We start from the raw sequence: 16,997 nt of genomic DNA on the forward strand, positions 1-16,997 counted from the left end.
TTTACCTGTGCCACTGCAAAAGCAGGTGAGCCAGATAGGGTCACTGTGAGTACAACGTAATTTAGTTTTCCTTCTTTTGGCGTTTCTTTTTAAGAAACAAAGCCTAAGGAGGATTTTCTATATAAGCAAAAAATAGGATGGCACCATGACTGATATGATGCACCAAGATGTTGATCCACAAGAAACTAAAGAGTGGATTGATGCGCTTGAGTCGGTTTTAGAAGAGGAAGGCGTAGAGCGCGCACATTACTTGCTCGAAAAGCTTATTGATAAAGCACGTCGCAGCGGCGCTCACTTGCCTTACGACGCAACAACCGCCTACATCAACACCATTCCTGCGGCACAAGAGCCTACGATGCCTGGCGATTTAACCATCGAAGCGCGCATTCGTGCAGCAATTCGTTGGAACGCATTGATGATTGTATTGCGTGCATCGAAAAAAGAACTAGAGCTTGGTGGCCATATTGGTAGCTTTGCGTCATCTGCAATGCTTTACGATGTGGGCTTTAACCATTTCTTCAAAGCGCCAAACGAAAATCAAGGTGGTGACTTTATTTTTGCTCAAGGTCACATTGCACCGGGTATCTACGCGCGCTCGTACATGGAGGGTAACTTAACTGAAGAGCAGTTAAACAACTTCCGTCAAGAGTGTGCTGGTGATGGTCTGTCATCTTATCCACACCCACACTTAATGAAAGACTACTGGCAGTTCCCAACGGTATCGATGGGTCTTGGTCCACTTCAAGCTATCTACACTGCACGCTTCCTTAAATACCTAACAAACCGTGGTATTAAAGACTGTTCTGATCAACGCGTATACTGCTACATGGGTGACGGTGAGTGTGATGAGCCAGAAAGCTTGGGTGCAATTGGCCTGGCGTCTCGCGAAGGTCTTGATAACCTAACATTTGTTATTAACTGTAACCTTCAGCGTCTAGACGGCCCGGTACGTGGTAACGGCAAAATTATCCAAGAGCTTGAAGGTACGTTCCGCGGCGCTGGCTGGGAAGTAGTGAAAGTTATTTGGGGGAGCTACTGGGATGAGCTACTGGCTCGCGATAAATCTGGCAAGCTAATTCAGCTTATGGGTGAAACGGTAGATGGCGAATACCAGAACTGTAAAGCCAAAGGCGGCAAGTACACCCGTGAGAACTTCTTTAACAAGTATCCTGAAACAGCGGCACTTGTAGCGAACATGTCTGACGACGACATCTGGCGCTTGAACCGTGGTGGTCATGACCCAGTAAAAGTATTCGCGGCATACCAAAAAGCGATTGATACGAAAGGTCGTCCAACGGTAATCCTTGCTAAAACGGTTAAAGGTTTCGGTCTTGGTCGTTCCGGTGAAGCACAGAACGTAGCGCACAACGTTAAGAAAATGGACGTTGATTCAATTAAAGCGTTCCGCGACCGTTTCAATATTCCAGTAGCTGACGAAAAAATTGAAGACCTACCTTACTTCAAGTTTGACGAAGACAGTGAAGAAATGAAGTATCTTCGTGAGCGCCGCGAAGCGTTAGGTGGTTACCTGCCAGCACGTCGCGAGCAAGCGGAAGAGCAACTTGAAATTCCAGAGCTAAGTGCTTTCGACGCTATCCTTAAAGGTTCGGGAGACCGTCAAGTGTCTTCAACCATGACGTTCGTACGTGTACTTAACGCATTGTTGAAAGACAAGAAAATTGGTAAGCGTATTGTGCCAATTATTCCTGATGAAGCCCGTACATTCGGTATGGAAGGCTTGTTCCGTCAGGTAGGTATTTACGCTAATGAAGGTCAGAAATACGTACCGCAAGATGCCGATCAAGTTGCATATTATCGTGAAGATAAGAAAGGTCAGGTACTGCAAGAAGGCATTAACGAACTAGGTGCAATGGCATCGTGGGTAGCGTCAGGTACGTCTTATTCAACGTGTAACGCAACTACTATTCCTTTCTATATTTACTACTCTATGTTTGGTTTCCAACGTGTTGGCGACCTAGCATGGGCAGCGGGCGATAGCCAAGCACGTGGTTTCCTATTAGGCGCAACAGCGGGCAGAACGACACTAAATGGTGAAGGTCTACAGCACCAAGACGGTCACTCACACGTTCAGGCGAACCTAATTCCTAACTGTATTACGTACGACCCAACGTACGGCTACGAAGTGGCTGTTATTATTCAAGACGGTCTTCGTCGTATGTACGGTAATAACGAGAACATCTTCTATTACCTAACGTTGATGAACGAAAACTATCACCACCCAGAAATGCCTGAAGGCGATGATATTGCTGAGCAAATCATTAAGGGTATTTATAAGCTAGAGCGCGTTGAAAACGACAAGTCGAAACTTAACGTTCAGCTTATGGGCTCAGGTACTATCTTGAACGAAGTACGTAAAGCGGCGCAGATTCTATGCGAAGACTACAACGTATCTTCTGATGTTTACTCTGTGACCTCGTTTAACGAGCTAGCGCGTGAAGGTCAAGACGTAGCGCGTTGGAACATGCTAAACCCAGAAGCCGAGCAAAAAGTACCTTACATTGGTCAGGTAATTACGAAAGACGCAGGCCCTGCAATTTCAGCTACTGACTATGTGAAGAACTACTCAGACCAAGTACGTGCGTTTATCGACACTGAATACCGTTGTCTAGGTACAGACGGTTTCGGTCGAAGCGACAGCCGTGAAAACTTGCGTACTCACTTTGAAGTTAATGCGTCATACATTGTGGTGGCATCACTTTACGAATTAGCTCAGCGCGGCGACGTTGAGAAGAAAGTGGTAGCAGAAGCCATTAAGCGTTTTGATATTAACGCTGAAAAACTTAACCCACTTTACGCGTAAGCCATATAAGGTATTTTACATATGTCAGATATTCAAAAGATTATCGTACCCGACGTAGGCGGTGACGAAGTTGAAGTTATCGAGCTATGTGTTGCCGTAGGCGACAACATTGAGGCAGATGAAGGCGTTGTTACTGTTGAAAGTGACAAGGCGTCAATGGACATCCCTGCACCATTTGAGGGTGAGATTGTAAGCTTATCTGTATCGGTAGGCGATAAAATTAAAGAAGGCGATGTAATTGGTGAAATGAAAGCTGCCGGTGGTTCTACAGACGATTCAAAAGAAGAAGCACCAAAAGAAGAAAGCAAATCAGAGGCAGCGCCAGCTGCTTCTGGTGGCAGTGACGTAATTGAAGTCGCCGTGCCTGATATTGGCGAAGACGGTGAAGTAGACGTTATTGACGTGTTGGTTTCAGTAGGCGACACCATCGAAAAAGAAGATGGATTAATTACGCTTGAAACCGACAAAGCCACTATGGATGTGCCATCAACACACGAAGGTACGGTGAAAGAAGTATTCATCAGCACTGGCGATAAAGTGAAAGAAGGTACAGTCGTGATTAAGCTTGAGGTTGCGGGCTCTGGTTCAAGTGCCGACTCATCAAGCTCAAGCGAGTCTGCACCAGCGCAGCAAGAGAGCGCTAAGCAAGAGTCAGCACCAGCAGCCGCAAGCAGCGAAACTATTGAAGTTGCGGTACCTGATATTGGCGAAGATGGCGAAGTAGACGTTATCGATGTACTGGTATCGGTAGGCGATACTGTTGAGAAAGAAGACGGTCTAATTACGCTTGAAACTGATAAAGCCACCATGGATGTACCTTCAACGCATGCGGGTACTATCAAAGAAGTCTTTATTAAAACAGGCGATAAAGTTAAGCAAGGCACGGTAGTGGTTAAGCTTGAAACTAGCGGCGGCGCAGCTTCACAAGCACCAGCTCAAACATCTGAGCCAGCAGCGAAGAAAGAAGAGCCGAAGAAAGAAGCACCTAAACAGGAATCGGCTAACCGTTCTCCTGTGCCAGAAGCGCCTGCACCGAAAGGTAACGGTAAAGCACACGCATCGCCTTCGGTTCGTCGTGTTGCTCGTGAATTTGGTGTCGACCTAACACTAGTTAACGGTACTGGCCCTAAAAACCGTATCTTGAAAGAAGACGTTCAGGCGTATGTAAAAGCTGAGCTTGCAAAGCCTCGCACAGCAGCGACATCTGGCAGTGCGCCAGTAGGCGATAACGTACTTCAAATTGTACCGGTGAAACCTGTTGATCACAGCAAGTTCGGTGAAATTGAAGAACAGCCATTATCACGTATTCAAAAGATTTCTGGTCCGTTCCTACACCGTAACTGGGCTACTATTCCGCACGTTACACAGTTCGATGAAGCCGATATCACTGAAGTAGAAGAGTTCCGTAAGGAGCAAAACGCCTATCACGCGAAAGTGAAGTCTGGTCTTAAGATTACGCCACTTGTGTTCGTGATGAAAGCAGTTGCTAAAGCGCTTGAAAAGTACGAAGTGTTTAACTCTTCACTGTCTGAAGATGGCGAAAGCTTAATTATCAAGAAGTTCATCAACATTGGTATCGCGGTAGAAACGCCAGGAGGCCTTGTTGTTCCTGTTATTCGTGACGTGAACAAAAAAGGCATCGAACAGTTATCTCGCGAGCTTATCGAAACTTCTGCAAAGGCCCGTGAAGGTAAACTTAAAGCGGCTGATATGCAGGGTGGTACATTTACCATCTCTAGCCTTGGCGGAATCGGCGGTACAGCGTTTACACCTATTGTAAATGCGCCAGAAGTCGCCATATTAGGTGTATCGAAGTCTGAGATGAAGCCTAAGTGGAATGGTAAAGAGTTCGAACCACGCTTGATGGTGCCGTTAAGCTTGTCTTACGACCACCGTGTAATTGATGGTGCAGTAGGTGCGCGATTCTCTACTGAGGTTGCGGCAAACCTAACTGACTTACGCAGAATCATACTTTAAATAAAAGGTCGAAAAAGTTTACAATATCAGTAACATTTTCGACGTTTTTATACGCCCCTTGATGGCATTTAGGTTATGCTATTACACAAAAGTAATAGCATGACCCTACAAGAACAGGATTGAGGTTCACAATGAGCGAAATTAAAACGCAATTGGTGGTACTGGGCGGCGGCCCTAGCGGTTATTCAGCAGCTTTTCGTGCAGCTGATTTAGGTATTGAAACAGTTATCGTAGATTCACGCGACTCGCTTGGTGGTGTGTGTCTGAACGTTGGCTGTATCCCTTCAAAAGCCCTTCTTCACGTAGCAAAAGTGATGAAAGAAGCGAAGCACCTTGCAAGCCACGGTGTTACGTTTGGCGAGCCGACCATCGATTTAGATAAAATCCGTGCATACAAAGACGGCGTTGTTAAGCAATTAACAAACGGTCTTGGCGGTATGTCTAAAATGCGTAAAACCAAGCACGTACAAGGCTATGGTAAATTTACTGGCGCAAACACCCTTGAAGTAAAAAATGGTGACGACGTTACTACTATTACTTTTGAGAAAGCGATTATCGCTGCGGGTTCAGAGCCTGTAAGCCTACCGTTCATCCCTGAAGATGACCGTGTAATCGACTCAACTGGCGCACTGGAAATGAAAGACATTCCAGAAAAAATGCTAGTACTAGGCGGTGGTATCATCGGTCTAGAAATGGGTACTGTGTACGAAGCACTTGGCTCAAAAATTGACGTAGTTGAATTCTTAGACCAGCTTATTCCTGCGGCTGACAAAGACATCATGAAAGTATTCATGAAAGACTACAAAGAAAAATTCAACATCATGCTTGAAACCAAAGTAACAGCGGTTGAAGCGAAAGATGATGGCCTGTACGTAACGTTTGAAGGCAAAAACGCACCTTCAGAACAAGTACGTTACGACAAGGTACTTGTTGCTGTAGGTCGTAAGCCTAACGGCAAACTTGTTGGCGCAGAAACTGCTGGTGTTAACGTTGACGAGCGTGGCTTCATTAACGTTGATAAGCAAATGCGTACAAACGTTGATCACATCTTTGCGATTGGTGACCTTGTTGGTCAGCCAATGCTTGCTCACAAAGCAGTGCACGAAGGTCACGTAGCGGCAGAAGTGATTGCTGGACAGAAGCACTACTTCGACCCACGCGGTATTCCTTCAGTTGCTTACACTGAGCCAGAAGTTGCTTGGGTTGGTGTTACCGAGAAAGAAGCAAAAGAGCAGGGCTTAAGTTACGAAACAGCCGTGTTCCCATGGGCAGCTTCAGGCCGTGCAATTGCATCTGATGCAACTAACGGTATGACCAAGATGATCTTCGACAAAGAGTCTGGCCGTGTTATCGGTGGTGCTATGGTTGGTACCAACGCGGGTGAGATGCTAGGTGAAATTGGCTTGGCACTAGAAATGGGTGCTGACGCAGAAGACGTAGCACTAACTATTCACGCTCACCCAACGCTAAACGAGTCAATTGGTCTTGCGTCTGAAATCTTCGAAGGAAGCATTACTGACCTACCAAACCCGAAAGCGAAGAAAAAGAAGTAAATCTACTTCGTTGAATCTTGATGAAAGCCCGCTTATTTAAGCGGGCTTTTTTGTGGTTAAATTAAAGAGTGTTACCACCTTCTTATGGTGGAAGCCCAAGTCGTTGCTGCTATGCTGGCGTTTTCTCAGTGTCCACATTAGGCATGTTCAAATGAGCAGGCGTAAATTCGTCACAGTTCATGTTTCTCTGCTCCATAAATCGCTTCACTGTTTTTTCGCAATAGGCTTTACGGCAACACTGAGACAGCAGCATTTCATGGCGTTGCACACGCTCGCGGATGAATTTCACCACAAGCTGTCTAAGCCACTGTAACCCTGCGTCTTGGTCTTGACGTTTATGCCACATCACCGACAGCGGTGTGCTCACTATTTCTATAGGCGTTTCAAACACGGCTAGTTCACCAGAGAAGATTTCTCTTTCCATCACCAACGAAGGCGCTACGCAAATAAGGTTGCTTTCTTTTAATAACGGTGATGCGTTATAGAACTGATTTACCGACATTGCCACGCGGCGTTTCAGTCCAAGGTTAGCCAGAACCTGATCGGTAGGGCCGGTAACATCGCCTGTTACCGACACTAATAGGTGATCGGCTGCTACAAAGTCTTCTAGTGTCATTTGTGTTTTTGCTAGCGGATGGTCTGGGCGCATGAGTACTACCCAGCTAGGATCTAGTACATGTTCGGCGCGAATCACCGAGTCTGGCTCTTGAAGCTTTGAAAACGTAAGTTCAGCCTCGGCGTCTTTCAATATTTTATTGGTTTCCATATCGTAGTTTGGAATAGCATGAATATTGATACCTGGTGCTTCGTTTTCTATTACTTTACGGAGCGGGCCCCACACCATAGATACAATGCTGTCAGTAGCGGCAATACGAAACGTACGTTTGGCCGTGGCAGGGTTAAAGTCTGTAGGGTTAACGGCAACTTCAAGCTCACCTAGCGGCCCTTGAATTTGGCTCCACAAATTTTTGGCAAAAGAAGTAGGTTGAATACCGCGTCCATCTTTCACAAATAACTCGTCTTTCCATGCGGTACGCATACGCGAAAGCGCATTCGATACAGCAGGCTGCGTCATTGATAACCTATCGGCAGCACGAGTAATGGCGCCTTCCGTCATAATGGCATCAAATATCATCAGTAAGTTTAAATCATGTGGACGCATAATCGTCTCCGGTGTTTTGTGTTTTTGCGATTTCTATATATCGTCGAATAGGTAAAAGCGTTCCATAAACACGCCGTAAACCCATCCATGGGGGCTCCGCTACCGCATCCCTGCGGTAGAGGGTTTACTCCGTATTACCAGCACGCGCCACTTAGAAGTATTTCCAACAATAGATAAATAGCGCCGTAAACCCATTCATGAGAGCTCCGCTACCGCATCCTGCGGTAGAGGGTTTACTTTGTATTACCAGCACGCGCCACTTCGTTTCTTTAAACAAGCATTGCCAATTTCTTTTGCTTTTTTTCGCTCGTGTCAACGTAATGACATACTTTTTTTATAGGTTAACTCTAAATATATTCACATACAAAATGAATGCGACGAATAACTGAACTTCGTTTAGGTTGTGAAACGTGACTGTAGCCCACGTTTTATCTAAGTTGTTGGGTTTTTTGAGTTATTTCGTTGTTGAAAGTAGGCCCGCTTCAAAAAACTTGCCTCGGCTTTTGTCACTCATCGTATGTATTTTATCAATACATCAAAAAATATGATGCATTTCATATAAAAAGATAATTATTTTTATTGTTTTGTGTGGTCCATAATGCACCACATCAAACTTTAGTCGAACTTTTAGAGAGTATCTTGCAATGAAAACTTTTACCCGATTAATGGCAATCGTAAGCTTAGCAGTGCTAGTCGCCGCCTGTGGTAGTGACGAGCAGGATCCTGGTCAAATGGCCCAAGCAAACGCAGGCGTGCCTGTTGATGTTGCTTCAGTGGTTTCTCAACGTATAACCGAGTGGGACAACTTCACAGGTCGTTTAGAATCGCCACAAATTGTTGCGCTTCGTCCACGCGTTTCTGGCTACATCGATTTTGTTGCTTTTAAAGAAGGCGAATATGTTGAGCAGGGGCAAACATTGTTCCTTATCGATAACCGCACTTTTAAAGCAGAAGTATCACGCTTAACCGCGCAGCTTGATGAAGCAAAAAGTCGACTAGAGCTTGCAGAACAAAATTATAAGCGTGCATACAAACTTCGCAAAACCCAAGCGGTTTCTGAAGAAGTACTTGATGCGCGTTTAGCGGAAAAGAACCAAGCGCTTGCTAGCCTAAATCAAACGCAGGCTGCGCTAGAAGTTGCAAGACTAAATCGTGGCTTTGCCCGCGTAGAAGCCCCAATTTCTGGCCGAATTTCTCGCGCAAACATTACGGAAGGTAACTTTGTTACTGCGGGTCAAACAGAGTTAACGCGCATCGTTTCTACAGAGCGCTTATATGCATACTTCGATATTGACGAGCAAACCTACCTGAATTATGTATCAAGCAGCAATGTAACGTCTGTTAACGAAAAGCCTGTTGCGCTGCGCCTAGCCAATGAGTCTGACTATCAGCACTGGGGCCAAATTGATTTTATCGACAATCAAGTAAACGGTAGCACAGGTACATTACGCGTTCGTGCAGTGTTTAAAAATGAAGACGGTCGCTTAATTCCAGGTTTGTTCGCTCACCTTAAGCTAGCGGGTGGTACTAATGAACAAGGCATCCTTATTAAAGAAAAAGCAATTGGTACAGACCTTAACAACAAGTATGTGCTGGTTGTTAACGATGAAAACAAAGTGGAATACCGCGCCGTTACGCTTGGCGACAAAGTTGGCAGCATGCGAATTATCAAAAGTGGTTTAGCAACGAACGACACAATTGTAGTAGATGGTTTACAACGCGTACGTCCTGGCGCACCCGTATCAGCAAACGAAGTGCCTATGGGTGACCAAGACGCACTAGCTAGCTTAGAAAACTGGCAGTCACAGGTAGACAACGTAACTGAAATAACAAACATGGCGCATATTGAAGATGTTCTTTTTAGTGGAGATACGTCTGGTGGTTCATTAACAAGTGGCGCTGTAACAGCAGGTCTTAAATAATGAACATTTCACAATTCTTTATTAGCCGCCCTATTTTTGCGGGCGTGCTATCACTCTTAATCTTTATCGGAGGCGCCATAGCAGTATGGCAGCTTCCAATCACTGAATATCCAGAAGTTGTGCCTCCAACAGTAGTGGTAACGGCTAACTACCCAGGCGCAAACCCAGAAGTTATTGCTGAAACAGTGGCAACACCGCTGGAGCAAGAGATTAACGGCGTAGAAAATATGCTGTATATGTCTTCTCAAGCAACCAGCGATGGCCGTATGACGCTTACCATTACGTTCGCCATTGGGACCGACCCAGACGAAGCGACAACCCTTGTGCAAAATCGTGTTAATCGCGCAACGCCGCGTTTACCACAAGAAGTACAACGTTTAGGTGTAGTTACCGAGAAGTCGTCTCCAGACTTAACCATGGTGGTGCACCTAACGTCACCTGATAACCGTTACGACATGCTATATTTGTCTAACTATGCCGACCAGTTTGTTAAAGATGAATTAGCGCGTATTGATGGTGTTGGCCAAGTGCGTTTGTTCGGCGCAGGCGAATTTAGTATGCGCGTATGGCTAGACCCAAACAAGTTAGCCGTACTACAAATGAACCCGGGTGATGTGGTTGCAGCTATTGCCGATCAAAACCAGCAGGCCGCAGCAGGTAGCCTTGGTGCACAGCCTACGGGCACTAGCGAATTTCAGTTACTTATTAACGTTCGTGGTCGTTTAAAAGACGAGTCTGAATTTGAGAACATTATTGTAAAAACTGGCGAAAACGGTGAGATAACCCGTCTTAAAGATGTTGCGCGCATCGAGCTTGGTTCAGAGTTCTATGCACTTCGTTCGCTTATTAACAATAACCCAGCGGCTGCACTACCTATTTTCCAAGCGCCAGGTTCAAACGCTATTCAAATATCTGACGATGTACGTTCACGTATGTCAGAGCTTTCGCAGTTATTTCCAGATGGCTTAGAGTATGAAATTGCCTACGACCCAACGGTTTTCGTTCGCGGGTCGATTGAAGCGGTAATTAGCACATTGCTTGAAGCAGTACTGTTAGTAGTATTGGTTGTCGTGCTTTTCCTTCAAACGTGGCGTGCTTCTATTATTCCATTAGTAGCAGTGCCAATCTCGTTGGTAGGTACCTTTGCATTTATGCAGTTAATGGGCTTCTCGTTAAATGCACTGTCTTTGTTTGGCCTGGTACTCGCCATAGGTATTGTTGTTGATGACGCTATTGTTGTTGTTGAAAACGTAGAGCGAAACATTTCTGAAGGTAAAACACCGTTCGATGCAACCGTGCAGGCCATGAAAGAAGTAACAGGGCCTATTATTGCTACAACGCTTGTGCTGGCAGCGGTGTTCGTACCTACCGCCTTTATGAGTGGCTTAACCGGTCAATTCTATAAGCAGTTTGCACTTACTATCACTATCTCTACGGTTATCTCTGCAATTAACTCGTTAACGCTTAGCCCTGCGCTGTCTGCACTATTGCTTAAGCCACATGGAAAAGCGAACGATTGGTTAACCCGTTTAATGGATAAGGTTTTCGGGCGCTTTGTATTTGCACCGTTTAACCGTTTCTTCGACCGTGGCTCTAAAAAGTACACGGGTGCTGTAGGCGGTCTTATACGTAAAAGCAGTATTATTATGGTGCTTTACGCGGGGCTACTAGGTTTAACGTACTTCCAATTTGCCAACACACCAACTGGCTACGTACCTCCACAAGATAAACAGTACTTGGTTGCGTTTGCTCAGCTTCCTAATGCGGCAAGCTTAGATAGAACCGAAGAAGTGGTTCGCGAAATGTCGCGCATTGCTATGGAACACCCAGGTGTTGAAGATGCTATCGCATTCCCTGGCCTTAACATAAACGGTTTTACCAATAGCCCTAGTTCAGGCGTGCTGTTTGCAACGCTTACCGACTTCGATAAGCGCACAAGCCCAGAGCTTTCGGGCGGCGCAATTGCGGCGCAGTTAAACCAAAACTTTGGCTCTATTAAAGGTGCGTTTGTTGCCATTTTCCCACCACCTCCGGTAATGGGGCTAGGCACTATAGGTGGTTTCCGTTTACAAATTGAAGACAGAGGCAACTTAGGCTTTGAAGAGCTAGAGCGTGTAACGCAAGAGGTGATAGGCAAAGCTTGGGCACATCCAGCCCTTACCGATGCATTTACCAGCTTTACCGTTGCCGTACCACAGCTAGACGTTGATGTAGATCGCGAAAAAGCTGTTAGCCAAGGTGTAAACATAGATACCTTGTTTACCACTATGCAGGCTTATTTAGGCTCGCTATATGTAAATGACTTCAACCTGTTTGGTCGTACCTATCAGGTAAATGTGCAGGCCGACGCGCAGTATCGTCAAGATATTGAAGATATCACGCAGTTTAAAATTCGTAATGCACAAGGCGAGATGATTCCACTAGGTTCTTTCTTAAATATCGAGCACAGTGCTGGCCCAGATCGCGTAATGCACTACAACGGCTATATCACCGCTGAAGTAAATGGTGCGCCTGCGCCGGGTTATTCATCTGACCAAGCTAAAGCCGCTATTGAAGAGATATTAGCGGAAACACTACCGCTAGGTATGACATATGAATGGACAGAGCTAACCTATCAGCAAATTCTTGCTGGGAATGCTTCAGCATTCGTATTCCCACTGGTTGTGTTGTTGGTGTTCTTAGTACTTGCGGCGCAATACGAGAGCTTACGCTTGCCATTGGCCATTATTCTAATAGTGCCAATGACCCTGCTAAGTGCGCTTATTGGAGTGCAAATTTACGGTGGCGACAACAATATCTTTACCCAAATTGGTTTGATTGTACTAGTTGGCCTTGCAACGAAAAACGCCATTCTAATTGTTGAGTTTGCTAAAGACTTACAAGACAAAGGAATGGATGCGTTTTCTGCCATTAAAGAAGCCAGCCGTTTACGTCTTCGCCCAATACTGATGACGTCAATTGCCTTCATTATGGGTGTATTGCCAATGGTTATCTCAAGTGGTGCTGGTGCTGAAATGCGTCAAGCCATGGGGGTAGCAGTATTCTCAGGCATGATTGGCGTTACCTTTTTCGGGCTTATTCTTACGCCAGTATTTTACTATTTGCTAAAGCGCAACGGTTAACTCTCCCGTCTACCCAAGCGTTGCCCCCTTAAGGGGCTCCTTTTGGCCACTCACTTTGAGTGGCCTTTTTTATCTATCTCTGTCACATCTCTTTTTCTCGCTGCCTCATTTCGCCATATTTGGCCTCAACTCGTCTTAATTGAATACAAAAGTAAACGGTATTGTGCGCTACCTTTAACAATCTGGTTATTAAACTGTTTATCTTAAGGAGTGAATTGTGAAAACAGGCGCAGCAAGTATTATTGCAATTGGCATGGTGATGGCACTTGGCGTATTGGGGCTTCAGGTTTCTGGTGCTATGAATGATATGCAAACGTGGGACAGGGTAGTGACCGTTAAGGGGCTATCTGAAAGGGAATATATTGCAGACCAAGTAATTTGGCCTATTCAGTTTGTTGATGCAGGTAACGACCTACCAGCGCTCTATGATCAAATTGAGAAAAACAGTGCCAAGGTTCAGCAGTTCTTGGAAGGCAAAGGTATAGCCTCTAAAAGTATTACCATTGGAAAGCCAGAGATAACAGACAAGCTAGCGCAACAATACGGCGGCTCAGACCGAGCGCCATTTCGTTATAGTGCTATTCAAACAGTTACCGTATTTTCAGAAGATGTGCAGAATGTAAGGCTACTAATGCAACAAATTGGTGAGCTTATTAAAACGGGTATTGTGCTGTCAGACCAAAGCTACAGAGCACAGCCTGACTATGTTTTTACCCGGTTAAATGACGTAAAGCCTGAAATGATTGAAGAGGCGACGATAAATGCGAGGGAAGTGGCGGCTAAGTTTGCCAAAGACTCGAACAGTACGCTTGGAAAAATAAAGCGTGCCAACCAAGGCCGCTTTTCAATTAGCAGCCGCGACAGCCATCATCCTCACATCAAAAGAGTAAGGGTGGTTTCTACTATCGATTACACGTTGGTTGATTAATCGATAGATACCAGCTTCGTATTGCACAACGTGTTGTGTGCGTTGTTTGTGCGCTTAGTTCACATGCATTTTTTAGTTCACGGTAGCGAACTGCAGTTGAGAAAGCAGAGAAATACTCAACATTAGATATACTTAAAGGTATACTTTACTGCTAATGTCTACTAGTCATTAAAGCAAGTAAACAACTATAGTAAAGCGTGTAGTACATAAGCATGTAGCGCTTTGTTATTGTATCGGGTCGAGCATTTAGCATGGCAGAACAAAACACGCAGTCGGAACAACTAGAGTTTTTCGAAATTCCCAGCCCATGTGTTGGTGTGTGTCAGTCTGGCCCTCGAGGATTTTGCAAAGGCTGCTATCGCAGCCGTGACGAACGCTTGTATTGGCTTAAAGTAGACGATGCAACAAAAAGAAAGATCATAGGTGCTTGCGTTCGACGCAAGAAAGCAGTGCTAGCGAAAGCACGTAGATCTCAAATGCAAGATGAAGCGCAAAGCAGTGAACAATTTTCTTTATTTGGTGATGTACCTGAATAGACATTGCCTTCTTAAAGAATGTGTTGACCCAAGCACATGAAAAAAACAGTCACAAAAAGAAATGAGAGTGAGTAGATGTCGTTAGAGAAGTTCGTTTCATTTGCCGTAAAGTCGTTTACTTTACCTGATGTTTGCGTTCGTATACGTACAGTATTAGATGATCCTCGTTCAAGTGCCGAAGATATTGGTCAATTAATTAGTATTGACCCTTCATTAACTGCAAAGGTGTTACGCTTAGCTAACAGCTCTTTATTTCGCTTTCCCTCCCAAATTGACTCTGTCGCCAAAGCCGTTAACGTTATCGGTGGAGAAGCATTGTATAACTTAGTGATAGCTGAAACTGCAAGCACTGCGTTCAAATCGTTTGACAACGAGCTTATTGAATTAGACAAACACTGGCATGCATCTGTTTACTGCGGCATGGTGGCAAAGAGTGTTGCAAAGCGTTTGAACATCAGAGGGGCAGAGCGCTTTTTTGTTATGGGTATTTTGCAAAATTTAAGCGAACTGGTGGTAGCCAAACGAGCGCCTAACTGCTACGAGAAGTATGTTTCCTCAGACAAGACAGAATTGCCGCCTGCAAGACAGTTAGAACATTTCGGTTTTACGTTTTCTCAATGCAGCGGTATGATATTGCAAGATTGGAAATTGCCGGTAGGGTTATTTTACCCCGTCATTTATATTAACGACGAATCAAAGCAAACGGTTGATGTTGATGTATGTGTGTTAGCACTCGCTAGCCGAATAACCCTTTCTCAACATGACAAGGAGAGCTACGGGGACATGGAACTTTTCACTCCCGACATGGCCAATACTTTACATTTTGATATGGAAATCATTGGTAATTCAATTGAATATGCCGAGCTGGAAACCGCAAAAATTGTGGCCCTTATAAAATAGCAACGCACAAGACGTTGTAAAAACACAATATAGTAAATGCGCTCCCACGGAATGGACGTAAGCAAACGTCACTTATAGACGTATTCTTATAACGATAACGCTGAACGTAATTCTTAATATGTGCTACACAAAACTTAGGGTATGTGCGCTTTCATGCCTTTCTATCTGCGCTACTTTTTGCGCCTCCGTTCTTATACCTGCCAGTTTGTTTTTCGGCAGTATTTGTACCAGTGTTGAAGCAAGAGATCTCATCCAAACGCTTTACCACGCCGATTACACTCCAGATGCAGATGATGAAATTCCACGTTTCTCGCTCGATGGAGAGCTAGGTGTACTTCTGAATACGGGCAATACGTCTGCCAGTACAATAAAAGCTGCGATGAACGCCGACCACGAAACCGAAAACTGGAGCAGCCTGTATTTTGCCGAGCTGCTATATAAAGAAAGCGGCACGCCAACCACTGAGCGCGATGTTAGTGCACAACGTTTCTTCGCCAGTGCGCAGTTTGATTATAAACTTCTTTCACCTGGCCGCCGTTTATTCATGTATAGCGACATTGAAGACGATAGGTTTACTGGTTATGACCATCGAGCTTCACTGGCAGCGGGCTATTCACAACGTGTTTGGCGAAATGAGGACAGTGAGTTCAGGTACAGTATAGGACCTGGTTACACCTTTGTTGAAGCTGAAGAAGAAAATGATTTATTGATTAACGACGGCATTATTGTGCGTGCTTCGGCTGAATATAAATACTTCTGGCGTTCTGGTGCACGTTTACGACAATTCCTAAGTACTGAAGCGGGTGATGAAAATACGCGATCTCGCTCTGAAACATCGCTGTCGGCTAATGTATTTGGCTCGTTAGCCATGAAGCTCTCTTTCATTTTAAACCATGAAACCGCTACAGCAGAGGATGTTGATGCGTTAAGTACTGAAACGTCTGTGGCCTTGGTATACCAATTCTTTTAATTGGCTACTGTTTGACATGATTTTAGCTATTTGTAGCTGAATCACGCTAAATATAAGGCTTTGCATTGACTGGACTAATGAAGTCGGTACACTGCGCAACATTCGATAGAACAGTTTGTATACGCAGTTTTTGGTGTTGTACTCACGTTTCTTTTATTCGCGCTGTGCCCCTTGTTTACTTAGAGGTGCTTTGCACAGCTAATGGAAAGTTAATCAATAGGATTGTTCAATGAAAAAGCAAATGCTTGCATCACTTATTGCCTTCTCAATGTCTAACGTTGCTTTTGCGCAAGACGATGAAGTAAAACCGTTTACTATGGAAGGTGAGCTAGGCTTTATCTCGACAACGGGGAACACCGATACCACGTCTATCAACGCAGGTATTACAGCGCATCAAGAACTTGAAAACTGGAGTAATGACTATTTAGTTGAAGGCCTGTATCGTCAAGAGACCACAGAAGATGAAAACGGCGACGAAGAAGATGTTACATCTGCTCAAAAGTTCTTCGCGTCAGCGCAGGGTAACTATAAGCTAGATAACCCTGATTATCGTTTGTTTGGCTTTACCTCGTACGAAGATGACCGTTTCAGTAACTTTAACTACCAAGCAACAGTTGCGGCTGGTTGGAACCAAAAAGTACTTAAAAATAAGCGTCATACCCTAGAGTATTCAATTGGTCCGGGTTATGCGTTTGTTGAAACACAAGAAGGTGAAAGCCAAAACAGCATGATTATCCGTGCTTCCACAGTTTATTCTTGGAAAATTTCAGACACGGCTAAGTTTTCACAAACAGCTAGTACCGAGATAGGTGACGAGAACACTAAATCACGTGCTGAAAGTGCGCTAACAGCAACAATTAGCGGTAACTTGTCGATGCGTCTTTCATTTAAGCTAGACCACAACTCGCAGGTGGCTGAAGGCGTAGAAAAGCTTGATACTGAAACCGCAGTAAGCTTAGTTTATAACTTCTTCTAAGCTCACCGCGATATATACGCTTTAAACAAAAAACGCTGCAAATGCAGCGTTTTTTTATAAGTAGCAATTACCATTGGTAGCGTAATCTTTAGAAGCGTAGTCTTTGTCAATATGCTTCCACTCACCAAGT

11 protein-coding genes are annotated in these 16,997 nt (G+C 44.8%); 10 read left to right on the top strand and 1 reads right to left on the bottom strand.

Annotated elements, in window-relative coordinates:
* Nucleotides 1-145: 145 nt before the first annotated feature.
* From aceE to lpdA, 3 genes are all read left to right on the top strand, one after another.
* A complete protein-coding gene (gene aceE, locus ACGHAV_RS05765; protein WP_390377641.1) occupies nt 146-2,821 on the top strand; it encodes a pyruvate dehydrogenase (acetyl-transferring), homodimeric type in 2,676 nt (891 codons plus the stop codon).
* Between the two features lie 21 nt (nt 2,822-2,842).
* The gene (gene aceF, locus ACGHAV_RS05770) at nt 2,843-4,798 is read left to right on the top strand and encodes a pyruvate dehydrogenase complex dihydrolipoyllysine-residue acetyltransferase (RefSeq protein ID WP_390377644.1); all 1,956 of its coding nucleotides are present in this window, start codon (nt 2,843-2,845) and stop codon (nt 4,796-4,798) included.
* A 131-nt stretch (nt 4,799-4,929) separates the two neighbouring features.
* Nucleotides 4,930-6,351 (top strand): dihydrolipoyl dehydrogenase, encoded by a 1,422-nt coding sequence (lpdA, locus tag ACGHAV_RS05775; RefSeq protein ID WP_390377647.1) that lies wholly within the window; start codon nt 4,930-4,932, stop codon nt 6,349-6,351.
* A gap of 109 nt (nt 6,352-6,460) precedes the next feature.
* Here the strand turns inward: lpdA and ACGHAV_RS05780 are convergent, their stop codons facing one another.
* On the bottom strand, nt 6,461-7,513 hold the full coding sequence (locus ACGHAV_RS05780; RefSeq protein ID WP_334013567.1) for a LysR family transcriptional regulator: 1,053 nt from the start codon (nt 7,511-7,513) through the stop codon (nt 6,461-6,463).
* Nucleotides 7,514-8,157: 644 nt separating this feature from the next.
* On the opposite strand from ACGHAV_RS05780, the gene ACGHAV_RS05785 reads away from it, so the two are divergent.
* From ACGHAV_RS05785 to ACGHAV_RS05815, 7 genes are all read left to right on the top strand, one after another.
* A complete protein-coding gene (locus tag ACGHAV_RS05785) occupies nt 8,158-9,435 on the top strand; it encodes an efflux RND transporter periplasmic adaptor subunit (RefSeq protein WP_390377650.1) in 1,278 nt (425 codons plus the stop codon).
* Complete coding sequence (locus ACGHAV_RS05790; RefSeq protein WP_390377653.1) at nt 9,435-12,557, top strand: efflux RND transporter permease subunit; 3,123 nt, start codon at nt 9,435-9,437, stop codon at nt 12,555-12,557. The genes ACGHAV_RS05785 and ACGHAV_RS05790 overlap by 1 nt, the downstream gene beginning before the upstream one ends.
* Nucleotides 12,558-12,774: 217 nt before the next feature.
* Entirely contained in the window at nt 12,775-13,485 is a 711-nt protein-coding gene (locus ACGHAV_RS05795) for an SIMPL domain-containing protein (protein WP_390377656.1), read from the top strand.
* 251 nt (nt 13,486-13,736) lie between these two features.
* Nucleotides 13,737-14,021, top strand: coding sequence for a DUF1289 domain-containing protein (locus ACGHAV_RS05800; RefSeq protein WP_390377659.1), 285 nt, complete (start codon nt 13,737-13,739; stop codon nt 14,019-14,021).
* Between the two features lie 75 nt (nt 14,022-14,096).
* Nucleotides 14,097-14,921, top strand: coding sequence for an HDOD domain-containing protein (locus tag ACGHAV_RS05805; RefSeq protein WP_334013562.1), 825 nt, complete (start codon nt 14,097-14,099; stop codon nt 14,919-14,921).
* A 205-nt stretch (nt 14,922-15,126) separates the two neighbouring features.
* Nucleotides 15,127-15,891: a YdiY family protein gene (locus ACGHAV_RS05810; protein WP_390377662.1), complete on the top strand. Its 765-nt coding sequence runs from the start codon at nt 15,127-15,129 to the stop codon at nt 15,889-15,891.
* A 229-nt stretch (nt 15,892-16,120) separates the two neighbouring features.
* Entirely contained in the window at nt 16,121-16,867 is a 747-nt protein-coding gene (locus ACGHAV_RS05815) for a YdiY family protein (RefSeq protein ID WP_390377665.1), read from the top strand.
* Nucleotides 16,868-16,997 lie beyond the last annotated feature (130 nt).

This window comes from Alteromonas sp. MTD1 (assembly GCF_042848195.1).
Classification (GTDB): Bacteria; Pseudomonadota; Gammaproteobacteria; order Enterobacterales; family Alteromonadaceae; genus Alteromonas.